The following is a 16,632-nucleotide window of genomic DNA, read 5'->3' on the forward strand; positions in this document are numbered from 1 at the left end:
CCGGCAGGTGGCGCACACGACCAGCAGGGAGGACAGGGCGAACAGCCAGGACAGGGCCTCCTGGGACTCGGTCGCGCGCTGCACCTCGTCCGGCAGGGCGAGATAGAGCTGGTTGTAGGCGAGCAGGTAGGTGCCGTACGGACAGCACAGGGAGAGGAAGCGGCGGTTGCGCAGCAGCACGCGCATCCCGCCGCGTTCCCGGATGCCGACCCGGCCGGGGATGTGCTGCGGCATCAGCCACATGTGCCCAGCCAGGACGAGGACGAAGACCCCGGCTCCGGCGAGGCAGATGGTGCGGAAGTCCACGGCGAGCAGCAGGGCGCCGAGCAGCGGGCCGACGAAGGCGCCGACCTGCCCTGCCGCGCTGAGCAGGGCCAGTACCCGGGTGCGTGAGCCGTGGCCCTCTTCCTCCCAGATCACCGCTTGCCGGGCGACCTCGGACTCCACCGCCGGGGAGAACAGGGCGGCGGCGACCCCGATCAGCAGCACGGCGCCGATCACGGTCCACGTCGCCTCCGCGTACCCAAGGCAGGCGAAGCCGGCGATCCGCAGCACGCAGCCGACCAGGACGAGGGGGCGTACGCCGTGACGGTCGACGATCCAGCCGCCGACCACGAACAGCCCCTGCTGGCTGAAGGTGCGCAGGCCGAGGACGAAGCCGACCATCCAGCCCGCCATGCCGATCGCGGTGCCGAGGTGCGTGGCGAGGAACGGCAGAACGGCGTAGAAGCCCACGTTTGAAGGCGAGTTGGGTCAGGATCAGCAGCCGCAGGAGCGGTGATAGGTGCTTCCAGGTCCGCTCGCGCGGGGATCGTGCGGCGGAGCGGCGGCGCAGGACGCGGGACATCAGGTCGCTCATGAGGTGTGGGAGGGGGAGGTGGACGCGGCGGTGAGGGCGGTGTCGGCACGCGGCGGCTCCATGTCCGGCGGAACCTGGGGCGCGGGAGGTCCGGGCCGCGCTCCGGGCCGGGAGTTCCGCTTCAGGCGGGGCAGGCGAACACCGCCGGCCGCCGGACACGGCCAGCGCCCCGAGCAGGGCGAGGACGGCGGTCGGGGCGAGGACCGCCCACGGCGCGCGTTCGGCGTACGGCTGGTTCTCGGCGATCAGCAGACCCCACTCCGGGGAGGGGGGCTGGGCGCCGAGGCCGAGGAAGCTGAGGGCGGCCAGGGCCAGGGCGATGCCGGGTAGCCGGAGCAGGGCGTGGCGGGCGACGGGCGGCAGGACGGCGGGCAGGAGCACGCGCCACAGCACGTACCAGGGCCCGGCGACCAGCGTGCGGGTGGCCGCCACGTGGGTGGTGGCGCGCTCCTGCTGGAGCAGGGCGGCGGTGTGGGTGGCCAGGGGGGACCAGGCGACGACGGCCACGGCCAGCGGGGGTGTCTACGGGCCGCTGCCCGCGATCCCGGTGACGAGGAGCCGACGAGGACGGGCGGCAGGGCGTTGACGGTGTCGACGATCGGAGCCGACAGCCGGGGCAGCAGGCCCAGCAGGATGCCGGTCACGAGGGCGAGGGCGCTCACCGCGAGGGCGATACCGAGGGTGTTGAGCGCACCGTGGGCGATGCGGGCGAGGATGTCCCGGCCGAGGGCGTCGGTGCCGAACGGGTGTATCACGCAGTGGGCGCAGGAAGCGGCGGACGGCTTGTGGTGTGCGGCCTGGATAGCCCTGGGCCTGGATTTCCCGGAAGAGTGCGGAGGCGTTCGTGCAGCCCTGGTTCCAGCGGCTGACCAGGTAGGCCGCCAGGCATCCAGCCGGGTGGTGCGGATGGCGCGGTCGGCGAGGGCCTCGGGGTTCTCGCAGCGTGCATAGCGGCGGGCGGTGTGTCGGGCCAGGCCGAGCTCGCGTCCGATCGCGCTGATCGTCCATCCCCGAGCCAGCAGGTCCTGGACGGCCTGGTGGCGCTCTCGGGTGCGGGTGACCAGCCACTTTTCGGTGCCGGTGCCGGTGCCGGTGTCCGGGTTGAGGGCGGGGTCGGGCGCACTTTCCGGCATGGGCTCGGCGTGCTTCGCAGGCGATGGCGTCAAGCAGGACCGGTGGGCGATCACGGTGCGTTGGACCGCGTGGGCCAGGTTGTCCCACAAGTGCCAGGCGTCGGCGACCTGTCGGGCCTGAGGTGCACCGACGCCGGCTGCCTCTGCGTAGGCGCCGGCTCGGTCCCGGCAGATCATCTCGATCCCGGGATGACCGGACAGCCAGGCGACCAGAGGTGCTTTCTCCCGGCCTGGGAGCAAATCCACGACGCGATGGGAGTCCAGGTCGACGAGCACGGTTCCGTAGCGTCGGCCCCGGCGGGTTGCGAAATCGTCGACACCGAGCACGCGTAACGCAGGTCGGGGCGGATCCGGCATCACGTTGAGCAAGGTGGTCCGGCTGACGGGGATGTGAAGGACGGCCGTGAGCCGAGCGCCTGCCCGCCCCGCCAGAGCGATCACCTGCACGATCTCGGCAAGGGCGCTGTGCGGCGACCGTATTTCATGGTCAGCTCCGGCACCTGCTCGGCGAAGGTCCGGCGAGGGCAGCAGGCAGTGTCACAGAACAAACGCCGGACCTACAGCTCGATGACGACCGGGCGGCCGCCGAGGGCGGCATCAGCCAGACGCCGCCGGTAGCGACTGTGTACTCGCCGAGCAGGTGTACCGCAGTCGGGACAGGGCACGGCCGTGCCGTCCCGGGTCCGCGCGACCACCAGTACCTTGTCCTCCGTCACCCGCACCCGCTCCACCACAACTGCAGCCAGGTGCGGGAGGAGCTTCTGCAACATTCGCTCACACGATTGCAGCGTCCCGCTGCCTCGACCGGCGCGTCACCGGCGCAGGGCAGCACGGGCATAGCACTCCAGCCAGGTATGACGCTCCGTTACCGCGTCACGAAAATCTTGGCAGACCCCATCGAGAAGCCGGCTTCGTCCTCGAAGACGAGCCAGGCCCCGAGCGCCGCCGCGATCGTTCCGCCTGTGGCCACACGTCCTTCACCCAGCCGGCCACGGCCGCCTCGTCCCGCTCGACGGCCCGACGAGCGGGCACCTGATGACTCCAGCCATGTCGTCGCAGCATCTGGGAGATGCCCGACAGTGTCATGGACTTGTGGAACCGCCGCCCGATCAGGGTCTTGATCCGGGCGAGTGTCCACCGCTGATCAGGCCACCCGTGAGCGACCGGACCTTTGGCCAACTCCTCCTCGAAGACGGCGAACAGCGCATCGCTCAGCTTCGGCCGGGACACCGGGCCACGGGACCGAACCCCGTCTTGGCCCGACTCCTGCCAGGCCCGCCGCCACCGCTGGACCGACCGGACTCTGACCCGTAACTCCTTGGCGATCTCCGTACTGCCCCGCCCATCGGCGAACATCCCAACCGCTGCCATCCGGACCCGCTCACGGAATGCTTGCCTCTCCGCGGTCAGACCCCCACCCTGCGGATACCTCGTACCTCTGGCATACCGCGACGATCACCAACCGTCAGCCCCTACGACAAGACGACTTCAAGGTCAGTAACCATGCACGAGCTCGTTAAAGGGCTCGCAGAGAATCAACGTGTTGCTTCCCATGGGTGAACTCGTTCACGTGGTATGCGCATAGCTGACGAGACTCAAGATCAACTCGCCATCAAGTTCCGGGTGTTGTTCCCGCATCTGGACGAGCGGCAGCGCCGGCTGATGATGGGGGCCGAGGCGCGGATCCTGGGCCACGGCGGTATCCGGGCGGTCGTGCGGGCGGCCCAAGTCAGCGAGACGACGGTCCGGAAGGGGGTGGACGAGTTGGAGGCCGGCGAGGCGCCTTTGGGACGGGTGCGTAGGCCCGGTGGTGGTCGGGAAAGGGCCGTGGACCTTGATCCGGGTCTGCGGCCCGCCCTGCTGGCACTGGTGGAACCTGACGAGCGGGGCGATCCGATGTCGCCATTGCGTTGGACGGTGAAGTCGACCAGGAACCTCGCGGCCACGCTCACCCATCAGGGGCACAGGGTGAGCGCGGACACGGTCGGAGACCTGCTGCGTGAGGAGGGCTTCAGTCTGCAGGCCGGCGCCAAGACGCTCGAGGGCAAGCAGCATCCGGACCGTGACGTCCAGTTCCGCTACATCAACGAGCGGGCCAGGGAGCACATGGGTACTGGTCAGCCGGTGATCAGTGTGGATACGAAGAAGAAGGAACTCGTCGGCGACTACAAGAACGCCGGGCGTCAGTGGCGGCCCGAGGGTGAGCCGGTACGGGTCAAGACGCACGACTTCCTGGACCGGCAGGGACCGGGCAAGGCCATCCCGTACGGGATCTATGACATCGCCGCGAACACCGGATGGGTCAGCGTCGGCATTGACCACGACACCGCCGCGTTCGCCGTTGCCTCCATCCGACGCTGGTGGCAGGCCCGTGGCAGACACGACTACCGCAGGCCACCCGTCTGCTGATCACCGCAGACGCAGGCGGCTCCAACGGCTACCGCACCCGCGCTTGGAAGACTGAACTCGCGACCCTGGCCGCCGAGACGGGCTTGGACATCATGGTCTGCCATATGCCGCCGGGCACCTCGAAGTGGAACAAGATCGAGCACCGGCTGTTCTCCCACATCTCCATGAACTGGCGAGGCCGCCCGCTGACCAGCCACGACGTCATCGTGAACAGCATCGCGGCGACCACCACCCACACCGGGCTCAAAGTCCACGCCGAACTCGACCCGGGCATCTACGACACTGGCATCAAGGTCACCGACAGCGACATCGACGCCCTGCCCATGCACCGGCACCGCTTCCACGGCGACTCGAACTACACCCTCCACTCTCAACCTCGCGACACCACCAGCGCAGCCAAGAACCCACGGTCAGCCGGCGGCCCATCCCCGCAGCCCTGCACTGGATGTCTGCGCAACCCGGAGCTGACCGGCATGCCGGAACCGGAGCTGGACGAACTCGTCGACCAACTGGCCTATAAACTAGACGGGTTACGTGAGCAGGGACGACTCCAGCAGCGAGGCGGGGAGCGTATCCGTGCTCGCGGCGCAGGGGCCAAGGACAAGCTGACCACCGCCGACAGAGTCCTGGCCACCGTCCTCTACCTGCGCAAACTCGGCACCCGAGACCTGCTCGCCCAGCTTTTCGGAGTCAACGGCAGCACCCTCACCAGGGCCGTTCGCCAAATCCAGCCTCTCCTGGCCGAGCACGGCTACACCATTCCACCCTCGACAGCCCGGTTCCGCACGCCTGCTGACGTCACCGCGTTCCTCGCGAACAGCAGCCCCGCCGAGATCAAATCAGCATGTTGATTCTCTGCGAGCCCTTAGAGGGCCGGTAACCCGGGAGGCAAGATGCATCTCCTTCTCGCTGCCGCTCATCGCGAGACCGTGCCGTCAGAGCAGGCAGGCGTGATGCGTCGGTAGGCGGCTCGGGCCATGGTGAGACGGTCAATCGCAGTGCCACCGGCGACCCCGAGCAGCAAGCAGACGAGTCTGGTGAGATCGTGGCCGCCTGCCCAGGACAGTTCGCCCATGGGTGGTGCACCGAAGCCGTTCAGGAACAACCAGCAGATGATCGCGGTGCCAGGCCCGGCGGCAAAGCGAGCGCGCACACCCAACAGGGCGGCCAGGGCCGTCATCACCACAAGGTCGATCAACGGGTCGCTGTGCCCGTCAGCCAGATTGAGGACGCCGACCACGAGGGGCGCGGTGACGAACGCGGCCATCCAGCTGACAGGGCTGGGCACCGATGTGGGTACCGGGTTGATGCCGGTGCTCAGCGTCCGCCACTCAACAAGCATCTTCCGATTCCTCCCGCGCTCGCCCGCTCCACGGGACGGCGGCCATGCGCAATCCCAACTACCAGCCCCTCAGGGCAGGCCAGGCACGTCGTCGGTACACCAGCTGGCTGGACACACGCAGCCCCACTCATCACGAGCCGTATCGTCTCCGGTTTTGCCCAGCCGCGCCATCGGGCCGGTCGTCGGTGTCCCAGAACAAGCCAGAACGGGCTGGGCTGCCCCGGCAGTGCTGCTACCCAAAGAGGTGACGGCGTCAGCGGGCTGTGTGGGCGACGTCGGTTCGTTCCGCTTCGGGGGCCGCGACCGGTGTCTTATCGGCGGTGCGGCGGGTGAGGCGGCGAGCGAGAGGTTCGGTCCAGCGGGCGGCGAGCGGGCCGATAATGACGAGAATCAGGACATAGGCGGTGGCCAGGGGGCCAATACGGGGCTCGACTCCGACGGCCAGACCGGCGATGACGATGGAGAACTCGCCGCGGGCGACGAGGGTTCCTCCTGCCCGCCAGCGGCCGGCGGTTTTGATGCCGGCGCGCCGTGCCGCGTACCAACCGGTGGCGATCTTCGTCAGGGCGGTGACGACGGCGAGGATCAGTGCGGGGACAAGGACGGGGGGGATGTCGGCGGGGTCTGTGGAAAGGCCGAAGAAGACGAAGAACACGGCGGCGAACAGATCTCGCAGCGGGGTCAGGAGGCTGCTCGCTCCCTCAGCGACCTCTCCTGACAGAGCGATGCCGACGAGGAAGGCACCAACGGCCGCAGAGACCTGGAGTTCTTGGGCGATGCCGGCGACGAGGAGCGTGAGGCCGAGGACGACCAGGAGGAGCATTTCGGCGTTGTCGGACGAGACGGCCTTGCTGATCAGGCGGCCGTGGCGCAAGGCGAGGTAGAGGACGGCGCCGACCGTGCCCAGGGAGATCAGCAGCGTGATCGTGCCGCCCGCCAGGCTCACTCCGGCGAGCAGGGCGGTGAGGATCGGCAGGTAGACGGCCATGGCCAGGTCCTCGATCACCAGGACGCCGAGGATCACCGGAGTCTCGCGGTTTCCGAGGCGTCCGAGGTCTCCCATGACCTTGGCGATGACGCCGGAGGAGGAGATCCAGGTGACACCGGCCAGAGCGACTGCGGCGACCGGCCCCCAGCCGAGGATCAGTGCGGCGGCGGCACCCGGTACAGCGTTGAGAACAAAGTCGACTGCGCCGGAGGGGTATTGGGTCTTGAGATTGGTGACGAGTTCGGAGGCGCTGTACTCGAGGCCAAGCAGCAACAGCAGGAGGATGACGCCAATCTCGGCGCCGGTGGCTATGAACTCCTCGCTGGCCTGGAGCGGAAGGATGCCGCCGTGCCCGAAGGCGAGCCCGGCGAGCAGGTACAGGGGTATGGGGGAGAAGCCCACTCGTCCGGCAAGGCGTCCCAGCAGGCCCAGGGCGAGAATGATCGACCCGAGTTCGATAAGCATGGCTGTCGTGTTGTGCACGGGCGTCTATCCTCCGGTGATCAGTTCGGCGACGGCGTCGACGCCTTCTCGGGTACCGACGACGACGAGGGTGTCGCCGATGGCGAAGCGGAAGTCAGGGGTGGGTGACGGGACGGCGGCGGTACGGCGCAGGACGGCGACGATCGAGGCGCCGGTACGGGTGCGGGCCTGGGTCGCGCCGAGGGTGCGGCCGGCGTACGGCGAGCGTTTGGTGACCGGAATGTGCTCGGTGACCAGGTCGATCTCGATGTGCTGGTGGAGATGTGCGACCGGGTCGGGGGTCAGCAGCTTCGCCAGAGCGGTCGACTCATGTGGCTCGAGCGCGGCTGAGTCGCGGCAGTTGTCGTCGTCCTCGGGGTCGTGGAAGGCGAGGATGCGCCGTCCGTCCTGGTGTACGACGACAGATACGTGCCGACCGGCGTCGGTCTCCAGGTCGTAGCGGGTGCCGACCCCGGGCAGGGAAGTTATACGGGCGTGAGCCGTGGGCTCCATGATGTTCTCCAAAGAACGCAGGTACAGACGTGCGGGTTTCCAGCGACGGCCGGTCAAATGCACGGTCCGGGCATACGGGAGTGCCCCGTTCGACAGGGGGATTCTGCAACACTCGCCGCTCTCGGCCGGAGTCCTGTCCGACATCAAGACGGCCCCAGCGGGCTTGCACGTCAACGGCCAGTCAGAGGGGGACGGCCCGCAGGCGAACCGATTTCGCCTGAGGCGCTAGCGGCGGAAGCCGGTGCCGCCGGTATCAGGCACGCTGTCGCGAGCGGCGTTCTCGACGCGCACAGACCGGGAGGTGCGCGACGCGGGCGGGCTGCACGCCGCCTCGATGCGGGGCAGAGAGAGGGCGCGGCTGTATCGAGTCAAGTCACGTCCCCCCATCACTCCGGCGTCCACGACCGCCGATCCGCATCAAAAGCACCCACTCGCTCAATGGAGCGTAATGGTTTAGTAAAGGATTGTAGCGCAGGAGAAAAGGAGAGAACCTCACCCAACTGTCTCTTAACCGCCAGAATGGGCACCCAGCTGTTCGCCGCGATCCTCCGCATCGGCCTCGCCGGCGTCTGAGCGCTACATCGGGCGTCAACGCCGCCGGTGTAGCGACGGACAATCGGCTCCAAGTAGTTCGCGTGCGGCCCGATCAGGCCCGCCAGCTCGTCCGGTGAGCGGACCAGCGCAACCTCGTCGAGTTCGGGTTCACGGCCCTGTGAGTGCTCCGCACTTGCCGGAGCGGCGAAGCCGTTGCGTAATGCCGGCTCCGGCAGGGCGGCGGGCGAGGTAGGTCAGGCCGACGCTGTTGTTCTCCCCGCGGGTAACGGCCCACAGAGTCAACACCTCGGGGGCTGCGTGGGCAGTCGGCTCCGATGATTGCCTCTCGTTCCGTGCCCGTGCCGAGGTCCGAGAGGAGGACCAGCGGGGGCGGCGATTGCGGGCGGGATCAAGATCGACAAAGAGGTTCCCGGGCACCTTCAGGTCCGCTTGATCTGCGACAACTACGGCACCCACAAGACACCGGCCATCAAGACGTGGCTGGCTAGACACCCACGGTTCCACCTGCACTTCACACCCACCGGCTCCTCCTGGATCAACCAGGTGGAGCGATGGTTCGGCTTCCTCGCAGACCAGAAGATCCGCCGCGGCGCCCACAAGAGCGTGCGCTGGCAATCGTGTGGTCGCGGGTGGGCACCAGGGTGCCGTCCACGATGAGCACGGCGTCTCTGGCGAAGCGGCGCCGAGGTTGCAGTGCCAGGAGCGGACCGAGGTGGTCGATGATGCGGTCGGCAGCGGATTTGGATATGCCGAACAGCGGGGCGAGCTGGCGCATTGTCAAGTTCGTGCGCCAGTACGCCGTGACCAGCAGGACCCGGTCCTCGAACGACAGGCTCCACGGTCGCCCTCTGCGGACCGTGTCCGCGCCTTCACGCCGCAGTGCGGTCAGCAGCTTGCCGAAGCAGCGCGGACTCAGCCCAGTGAACGGAGCTATCCAGACGGCTCTGACGCCGTGATCACACCAGCCACACCAAGATCGTCTCCTGTGGCGGAGCAGCTCTGACGACGTCCCGCGGAATCCGATGGCGCGACGCAGCTTCGCCGTCAAGAATCGGCGGATGCATGAAATAGAGCTGTCCGACGGGGTCATCACGCTGTCGCCGTTGCGCCTGGACGATGTGGAGGCACATCTCACGGGGGAAGACGAGCTGCTGGTTCGCTGGCTCAACGGAGGTCCCGGCACGCGCGAGGGCGTGGAAGCGTACTTCCGGCACTGCCGGGAACAGTGGGACACTGCCGGGCCGCTCCGCGCCTTCGGCATCCGGGCAGGCACCGACAAGGTGCTCGCGGGGACGACCGACCTGCGGTTCACAGGAGAGAGCTTGGCTCCCGGCCAGGTGAACGTCGCCTACGGCCTCTATCCCTCCTGGAGAGGCCGTGGCCTGGCCACCCGCGCGGTCCTCCTGGCATCCCGGTACGCGGCCGCTGAGGGCGCGCAGGAGGCGGTCATCCAGGTCGATCCCGAGAATCCCGCATCCGCCGAAGTCGCGCGACGCGCAGGATTCACTCCCCGCAAGCAACCGCACAGCAACGACGCCACACGATTCGACTGGTACATTCGGGACCTGCGCAAGGACCATCCTGGCTGCCTCTGTTGAGCAAGTGGCGCTGCGGCGGGTTCAGAGGTTCCTTCGCATGAGAACGCACATCGTCTCGTGGCGACGGATCGACCCGTCGGGCCCTTCTTCGTCCCAGACGTCCGGCTCACGGCCGTATGCGACGTAGCCCAGGCGCTCATACAGGGCGCGCGCCCGCCGATTGTCCTCCTCTACAGCGAGTGCGACCCTGCGCAGCCCGCGGTCCCGGATCCGTTGTTCGGCTGCTCGGACGAGCAGCGTTCCCAAGCCGCAGGACTGCAGCGCCGGCAGCACGGCGAGCTGCCACAGGATCCCGGCTCCCTCGGAGACTTGGTAATCGATGCCGCCAATCGCCACCGGCAGATCCGCAGGAGTGCATACAGCCAGATAGTCCACCTCACCCGCCGCAGCGCGCGCCAGTTCTCGTTCCACGTGGCGCAGGTGGGTGTCCGAGCCCGCCCAAGTGCACGCCGGCAGATCCTGGGGCAGTAGATCACGCACGCTCACAGGCAAGGTGACGGCGGCCTCAGTGGAGTCGTCTTCAGTCTGCACGCACGGAAGCATGCGATGGCAGCGACGGCACGACAACGGATTTCTTCGGCTGGTTCCGGTAGGTCGAAGGCAGCGACCGTGCCCCGATGCCGTGTGCTGACGCTTCTCGTGAGCACAGCCAGAGGACCAGCAGTTACGGGACACCCTTTAGGTGCTGGTCGATCAGTGCGGCGACGTGTCCGCACGGTGCCTAACCGCCGTCACACAAGGCGAGGACGGAGCGGATCCGCGAGGGTGAGCCCGGCGCTCTGGGCGTCGCGGATGAAAGCGAGCCCACCTGCGGTTTCGGTGGGGTAGTCGCGGTAGCCGTAGCACTATTGCTCAGCCGGTTGTGCTGTCGAGGCTCGCTATCGGTTACATGCCGTCTACGTTGCCCGCGCTTCGTTGTGCTGAGCCGGCACTACGACGACAGGACACTCGGCCGTATGCAGGACTTCTGCGCTGACCGACCCCAGGAGCAGCCGGCGCAGCCCCGTCCGGCCGCGTGACCCGACAACGAGCAGGGCAGCATTCCGTGCCGCTTCGACCAGGAGTGTCGCCGGCCGAGTGCGCTCCACCCTGAGGTCGACCGGCACGCGGGGGTACCGGCCGCGCCGTAGTTCGATCTCCTTCTCGAGGAAGTCCCACACTCCACCTTCCATGATCTCGAGATCCGGCGGCACCATACCGACCGGTCCTGTGGGAACCATTCCCAAGTGGTGAGCACCGTGGATGACCTCCAGCGGAGCGCCGCGCATGTCAGCTTCCTGGTACCCCAGCTCCAACGCGGTCAGCGAGGCATCGTCTGCTTTCACGCCCACTACTACGCGGTTGTCCGGCGCCCCGTCGGCACTGCCAGGGCGTACTACGACCACCGGGCACTCGGCGTGCGTCGCTACCTGCCAGCTGACCGAACCAAGAGGCAGCCGGGGGAACCCGCCACTGCCTCGGTGACCGATAACCACCAGCTCAGCATCCTGGGAGCATTCGATCAATGCACCTGCCGCAGGCCCCAGGGCGACCTTCCCGGCCACAGCGGCTCGGGGGCACTCCGAGCGCGCGAGTTGCTCGTGGCGCTCCAGCAGCTCTGCCGCGGCTTTAGCGGCGGCACCTCCTTCCGCCGCGTCCCCGTGAGCGCCGCCTGGAAGGGGCCGTGGGATGGCGTGTACCAGGCGAATCGGACTTCCGCGAAGTGCTGCTTCCCGGGCCGCGAAACGTACGAGACGGTCCTGATCCGGCCCTGCGTCGAGGCCCACCACGATGGGCCGTTCGTCAGTAGGCACCGCACTGCTCATGCTTACTCCCGATGTCAGGTCCTCCACCCGCGAATGGACTCTTGACGCGTACCCAAACATCGTGGGTGAAGCCCACTCCGACCCGGCATACTCATGGAGCACGTACACGGGTACGCGCGGAGCAGGCGGAGGAGCCGGGCGTCCAGTCGCGCCGAGGACTTCCCACCTCTTTGACACGGCTGCCCGAGCGCTGTCGGCCGACCCATCCTTGATCGCGCCGGGCGCCGACAGGGTCAACCATCCGTGGCCCAGCAGGCGACGGTCGTCCAGGCACACTCGCCCGAGCCCGCCCCTGGTCCAATTCTGGCCGTGCCCACGGCTCAGTCTCCCGGCGGCCCGGGAGACCATTGAAGAACAGGAGAATGTCGCGGATCGCGAAGGAGGCACTGTGAACGGCGAATCCCCACTCACCTCGCCGACCGGGCCGGTCATGGCGGTTTCTGCCCCCGACGGCGGTCCGGTTGAGCTGGTCCTGGCCGGAGAGATCGGAACCGACGCCCTACGCGAGCTTGAGGAACTCCTCGGTGAGCCATCCCTACGCGAGGCCGACGAGTGGCTCGTCGACATGAGCCGAGTCACCCGCCTTGATCTGGCGTGCGCCTACGCGCTGCTGCGGGCGTCCACTCTGAGGACGGAATCCGCCGCGCTCACGATCACCGGCGCCCGACGGGCTGTCCGGCGCACGCTGCGCCACGCCGGTCTCGACGCGATCGCTGGGACAGAGGGGTGATGGTGGCCGACGGACACTGACACCAAGCGGATCCCGCCTTTGAGTGAGTAGCACTACCGTGATCGTGATCCCCCTGGTGAAGGGCATCCCGCCGATCCGCTCCCGCCGGGGACCCCGGCGCACTCTGCAGGGCGCCATCCCCCTTGGCGTCGATCGCATGCGTCAGCAGCGGCATGTTGCTGAAGACCTCATCGGGATCCGAACCGTTGGCGAGCAAGCGAGCCAGAGCCTCTGCATCCTCGTGCTCGACCGCGTAATGGTCCGGGGTCCAGTGGTCACTCACGAGGGCATTCAACAACGATGGACTCGTACCTACCAGCGACTATCTACGCAGTCGGTGACCCATTGAGATGAAATCTAAAAGCCTCGCGCGGCGCGGTCTACACGTCGATCGGACGGTGACCGGCGGAAGTATTCTGGTCCAGGCGGGCGCGGAGGGTGGTCGCGAAGTCCTCGGCGCGGGCCAGCTGGACGCGCAGCTTGTCGACCTGTTCGGTGGCGGCCTTCTCGTACTCCCGCAGGCGATCCAGCAGGGCCTCGCGTTCCCCGGCATCGGGGCCGGGCGCGCGGTCGAGGCGGTCGGTGGCCTCCAGCAAGTCGCGCATCTGGTCGAGGGTGAAGCCGAGCGGCTTCATGCGGCGGATGACCATGAGGCGGGCGACGTCGGTCTCGGTGTAGAGGCGGAAGCCGCCCTGGGAGCGGGCCGAGGGGGCGACCAGGCCGGTCTCCTCGTAGTGCCGGATGGTGCGCAGGGACAGCTCCGTCCGCGCGGCGACTTCGCCGATCTGCATGTGCTTGTCGTCCACGCCTGTGGTCCTGGCCCTTCTCGTCGTAGCGGACCGCGCTCCTGCGCGACCCCACCTATCCCTACTCTAACGTTAGGGTAGAGTTGCTGGTGGTGAAGGCGGGCCGTCCGCCCCGCCACTGCCGTTCCGGGGCCGATGGCGCCCCGGTGAAGATCCGATTCTTGCAGGAGAGAGCGTGCGCGAGCCCATGACGCCGATCGCCGCCGCCTGCCCGCCGTGACGCTTCGCCCTCGGATGTGAGCCGCTCGGCCGCGACTTCGCGCAGGCCCCGGTTCCGTCGTTTCTTCGACTTCCGGCCCGCCCCTTGCGGGCCGTCCGCGGGGCGCCGGCCCGGCTCCTCCGCGTTCTCCCGCACGCCCCGGCCTGCCAGTAGGGGTGTGCCCGAGCACGACAGGTACGCATCTCCTTGTCTTCTGCTGCTGTGACTCCCGCCGCGCGGCTGCGCGGCCTCAAGCCCGACTGGCTGAACAATCCGAAGGTCTGGCGTACCGAGGTCCTGGCCGGCCTGGTGGTCGCCCTGGCCCTGATCCCCGAGGCGATCTCGTTCTCGATCATCGCCGGTGTCGATCCGGCCGTTGGCCTGTTCGCCTCCTTCACCATGGCCGTGGTCATCTCGATCGTCGGCGGCCGCCGCGCGATGATCTCCGCCGCCACCGGCGCCATCGCCCTCGTGATCGCCCCCCTGAACCACGAGTACGGCCTGGGCTACCTGATCGCCGCGGTCATCCTCGCCGGCGTCATCCAGGTCGCCCTCGGGGCGCTCGGGGTGGCAAAGCTGATGCGGTTCGTGCCGCGCTCGGTGATGGTGGGCTTCGTCAACGCCCTCGCCATCCTGATCTTCATGGCTCAGGTTCCCGAGATGACGGGCGTGCCGTGGCCGGTGTATCCGCTGATCGCGGCCGGGCTGGCGCTGATGGTGTTCTTCCCGAAGGTCACCACGGTGATCCCAGCCCCGCTCGTCTCGATCGTCATCCTGACCGTCATCACGGTGGCGGCTGGCATCGCGGTGCCGACCGTGGGCGACAAGGGCGCCCTGCCCTCCTCCCTGCCGGTCCCCGGCCTGCCCGACGTGCCGTTCACCCTGGACACCCTGACCACCATCGCCCCCTACGCCTTCGCCATGGCGCTGGTCGGCCTGATGGAGTCCCTGATGACCGCCAAGCTGGTCGACGACATCACCGACACCCACTCCTCCAAGACCCGCGAGTCCATCGGCCAGGGCATCGCCAACATCGTCACCGGCTTCTTCGGCGGCATGGGCGGCTGCGCGATGATCGGCCAGACGATGATCAACGTGAAGGTCTCCGCCGCCCGCACACGCCTGTCCACCTTCCTCGCCGGTGTGTTCCTGATGGTGCTGTGCATCGTCTTCGGGCCGGTCGTCTCCGACATCCCGATGGCCGCCCTGGTCGCCGTCATGGTCATGGTGTCGTTCGCGACGTTCGACTGGCACTCCATCGCCCCCAAGACGCTTCGGCGGATGCTGGCCGGTGAGATCGCCGTCATGGCCATCACCGTGATCTGCGTGGTCGCCACCGAAAACCTCGCCATCGGCGTCGTCGTCGGCTCCATCACCGCGATGGTCATCTTCGCCAAGCGCGTCGCCCACCTCGCCAACGTCACCGCCGTCACCGACCCCGACGGCAGCACGGTGGTCTACTCCGTGACCGGCGAACTGTTCTTCGCCTCCTCCAACGACCTCGTCGGCCAGTTCAACTACGCCACCGACCCCGACAAGGTCGTCATCGACCTGTCCGCAGCCCACATCTGGGACGCCTCCTCGGTCGCCGCCCTGGACGCCATCGAGACCAAGTACGCCCAACGCGGCAAGACCGTGGAGATCATCGGCCTGAACGAGCCGAGCGCCGACCTCCACGGCAAGCTCACCGGCGAACTCACCAGCCACTGAACCCACCACAGTGATGGCCGCCCCGGGCCCCAGCCCCGCGGCGGCCATCACTGCGTCCGGCCGGGGCCCCACTCCTCATGACAACGGACCCGCCGAGCCTGCTCGCCCTCACGCACCCGAGCCGATCGACCGCCACTTGCAACCGGTACCCAGGTACAGGTTTACCGTCGGAGATGTCCCCACCACCGGAACGTGACGACGGGAGTGAACGCGATGAGTGATCTTGCGTGGGTGCCGCAGTCCTGCACCCTGCCCACCGAGGAGCGGCCCCTGCGGGTCGCCGAGTGGGATGTCCTGTTCGCCGAGCGGCTGACCTCGCTGTCCCGGCCGCAGCCCCTCCACCTGCGCCTTGACCTGGCCGGAGGAGAGGGCATGCAGGAGCGGGTCCGTGACCTGGTGGAGCGCGAGAGCGGCTGCTGCTCGTTCTTCACCTTCACCACCACCCCCGGCCAGGACCTGCTCCGGCTGGACATCGAGGTGGACCAGGCCCACGAGCCGGTCCTGGACGCGCTGGCCGCCCGGACCGCTGTCGCCGGGGAACAGCGGTGAGCACGGGCCTGCGCAGCGGGCAGGTCGCCGAGGCGGCCGGGGTGAACGTCCAGACGCTGCGCTACTACGAGCGGCGCGGGCTGCTGGCCGAGCCGGAACGCAGCAACGGCGGCCACCGCCTGTACAGCGAGGACGCGGTGACCGCGCTGAGGGTGATCAAAGCCGCCCAGCGGCTCGGGTTCACCCTTGGTCATCGGTTTCTTCATCATGATCGTCGCCAACGCGGAGCGGCGGCACGCCGGGCTGGCCGCAGCCCTGCACGGGGTACGCGCAGGCGATGCCATGTCGAGTCCGGTGGAAACCTGCCCCGACTGGCTGACCGTGGAACGCTGCATCGACGAAGTGGCCATGCGGGCCCGCCACTCCACCCTGCCCCTGATCGACTTCGAAGGACGCCCCAGCGGCATGGTCCACCTGCCACAGCTCGCGAAGACGCCGACGCCGCAGCGGGAGACATTGCGCGTACGTGACGTGGCAACCCCGCTGTCGCAGTACACCACATGCGCGCCCGACGACTTCCTCGAAGACGTACTGGAAAAGGTCCACCGGAGCAGCGGCATGCGGATCCTCGTCACCGACGGCCAGCACCTCATGGGCATCATCACCGCGCGAGACATCTCACGGCTCTTCCAACGCCACGCACTTCGCGGCAGGGAGAGGCGCTGAGCGGTGCGCGTCCAAGCCCGGTGGTGTGCGCGGCGCCTTTCATACGATCGGGTTCTTCTGCGCCCTCAGCCTTTGGCGGTAGGCGCTCAGGTCTTGACTCGGCGCAGTTCGATGTCCCGGTTCACGAACAGATGGACGTAACCACACCAGTAGCAGATCAGACCGGTCGCCGACTCGTCCGCCCACGCCATCTTCAGAAACTCGAGGCCGAAGCTGTTGAGCTTCACCTCGCGTACTCGGAATTGGTCGCTCTCGCATATGAGACAGCAGATCCATGTCCCGCCTACAGCGGCGTTCACCGGCTTGGC

Annotated in this window: 12 protein-coding genes and 9 pseudogenes; 8 read left to right on the plus strand and 13 right to left on the minus strand. The window is 68.0% G+C overall.

All coding sequences use genetic code 11. The features are described 5' to 3' along the window. Positions 1–9 precede the first annotated feature (9 nt). From E2E34_RS00245 to E2E34_RS00260, 4 pseudogenes are all read right to left on the minus strand, one after another. Positions 10–847: pseudogene (locus tag E2E34_RS00245) on the minus strand (MFS transporter); the annotation flags it as partial. Positions 848–855: 8 nt separating this feature from the next. After that, positions 856–1,608: pseudogene (locus E2E34_RS36115) on the minus strand (ABC transporter permease); the annotation flags it as partial. Positions 1,609–1,612: 4 nt separating this feature from the next. Then, positions 1,613–2,762: pseudogene (locus E2E34_RS37395) on the minus strand (ISL3 family transposase); the annotation flags it as partial. 133 nt (positions 2,763–2,895) lie between these two features. After that, positions 2,896–3,402, minus strand: a pseudogene (locus E2E34_RS00260) (winged helix-turn-helix domain-containing protein); the annotation flags it as partial. A 165-nt stretch (positions 3,403–3,567) separates the two neighbouring features. Between E2E34_RS00260 and E2E34_RS00265 the strand changes: the two are divergent. Next, positions 3,568–5,252, plus strand: a pseudogene (locus E2E34_RS00265) (ISAzo13 family transposase). Between the two features lie 65 nt (positions 5,253–5,317). Here the strand turns inward: E2E34_RS00265 and E2E34_RS00270 are convergent. The 3 genes from E2E34_RS00270 to E2E34_RS00280 form a co-directional block, all read right to left on the minus strand. After that, entirely contained in the window at positions 5,318–5,743 is a 426-nt protein-coding gene (locus E2E34_RS00270) for a hypothetical protein (RefSeq protein WP_138899855.1), read from the minus strand. 253 nt (positions 5,744–5,996) lie between these two features. Further along, a complete protein-coding gene (locus tag E2E34_RS00275) occupies positions 5,997–7,214 on the minus strand; it encodes a cation:proton antiporter (protein ID WP_208765099.1) in 1,218 nt (405 codons plus the stop codon). A 6-nt stretch (positions 7,215–7,220) separates the two neighbouring features. Continuing rightward, complete coding sequence (locus E2E34_RS00280) at positions 7,221–7,706, minus strand: cation:proton antiporter regulatory subunit (protein ID WP_138899856.1); 486 nt, start codon at positions 7,704–7,706, stop codon at positions 7,221–7,223. A gap of 945 nt (positions 7,707–8,651) precedes the next feature. Between E2E34_RS00280 and E2E34_RS00285 the strand changes: the two are divergent. Continuing rightward, positions 8,652–8,870: pseudogene (locus E2E34_RS00285) on the plus strand (transposase); the annotation flags it as partial. Between the two features lies 1 nt (position 8,871). Here E2E34_RS00285 and E2E34_RS00290 read toward each other — a convergent pair. Beyond that, positions 8,872–9,230, minus strand: a pseudogene (locus E2E34_RS00290) (transposase family protein); the annotation flags it as partial. A gap of 53 nt (positions 9,231–9,283) precedes the next feature. On the opposite strand from E2E34_RS00290, the gene E2E34_RS00295 reads away from it, so the two are divergent. After that, complete coding sequence (locus E2E34_RS00295) at positions 9,284–9,859, plus strand: GNAT family N-acetyltransferase (protein WP_244315441.1); 576 nt, start codon at positions 9,284–9,286, stop codon at positions 9,857–9,859. Between the two features lie 21 nt (positions 9,860–9,880). Here the strand turns inward: E2E34_RS00295 and E2E34_RS00300 are convergent, their stop codons facing one another. Together E2E34_RS00300 and E2E34_RS36935 are read right to left on the minus strand one after the other, a co-directional pair. Further along, a complete protein-coding gene (locus E2E34_RS00300; protein WP_138899858.1) occupies positions 9,881–10,402 on the minus strand; it encodes a GNAT family N-acetyltransferase in 522 nt (173 codons plus the stop codon). Positions 10,403–10,755: 353 nt separating this feature from the next. Next, positions 10,756–12,096, minus strand: a complete 1,341-nt coding sequence (locus E2E34_RS36935; protein ID WP_341870199.1) for a universal stress protein — start codon at positions 12,094–12,096, stop codon at positions 10,756–10,758. Here E2E34_RS36935 and E2E34_RS00315 point away from each other — a divergent pair. Next, complete coding sequence (locus tag E2E34_RS00315) at positions 12,053–12,394, plus strand: STAS domain-containing protein (protein WP_244315442.1); 342 nt, start codon at positions 12,053–12,055, stop codon at positions 12,392–12,394. The genes E2E34_RS36935 and E2E34_RS00315 overlap by 44 nt on opposite strands. Before the next feature lie 121 nt (positions 12,395–12,515). Here E2E34_RS00315 and E2E34_RS36135 read toward each other — a convergent pair. Next, positions 12,516–12,677: pseudogene (locus tag E2E34_RS36135) on the minus strand (ankyrin repeat domain-containing protein); the annotation flags it as partial. A gap of 97 nt (positions 12,678–12,774) precedes the next feature. Next, on the minus strand, positions 12,775–13,200 hold the full coding sequence (locus E2E34_RS00325) for a MerR family transcriptional regulator (protein WP_244315443.1): 426 nt from the start codon (positions 13,198–13,200) through the stop codon (positions 12,775–12,777). Between the two features lie 406 nt (positions 13,201–13,606). Between E2E34_RS00325 and E2E34_RS00330 the strand changes: the two genes are divergently transcribed. The 4 genes and pseudogenes from E2E34_RS00330 (at position 13,607) to E2E34_RS00345 (ending at position 16,324) form a co-directional block, all read left to right on the plus strand. Further along, positions 13,607–15,109 carry a SulP family inorganic anion transporter gene (locus tag E2E34_RS00330; protein WP_208765100.1) on the plus strand — a complete coding sequence of 501 codons (1,503 nt, stop codon included), beginning with the start codon at positions 13,607–13,609 and terminating at the stop codon, positions 15,107–15,109. Positions 15,110–15,322: 213 nt separating this feature from the next. Further along, complete coding sequence (locus E2E34_RS00335) at positions 15,323–15,658, plus strand: hypothetical protein (RefSeq protein ID WP_138899861.1); 336 nt, start codon at positions 15,323–15,325, stop codon at positions 15,656–15,658. Further along, positions 15,655–15,789: pseudogene (locus E2E34_RS36140) on the plus strand (MerR family DNA-binding transcriptional regulator); the annotation flags it as partial. The gene E2E34_RS00335 and the pseudogene E2E34_RS36140, both read left to right, overlap by 4 nt. Before the next feature lie 55 nt (positions 15,790–15,844). Beyond that, positions 15,845–16,324, plus strand: a complete 480-nt coding sequence (locus E2E34_RS00345; RefSeq protein WP_244315444.1) for a CBS domain-containing protein — start codon at positions 15,845–15,847, stop codon at positions 16,322–16,324. An 86-nt stretch (positions 16,325–16,410) separates the two neighbouring features. Here E2E34_RS00345 and E2E34_RS36145 read toward each other — a convergent pair whose 3' ends face one another. Next, positions 16,411–16,551: a hypothetical protein gene (locus E2E34_RS36145; protein ID WP_244315445.1), complete on the minus strand. Its 141-nt coding sequence runs from the start codon at positions 16,549–16,551 to the stop codon at positions 16,411–16,413. Positions 16,552–16,632 lie beyond the last annotated feature (81 nt).

The sequence above is a fragment of the Streptomyces albidochromogenes genome (assembly GCF_005981925.1).
GTDB classification, from domain to species: Bacteria; Actinomycetota; Actinomycetes; order Streptomycetales; family Streptomycetaceae; genus Streptomyces; species Streptomyces albidochromogenes.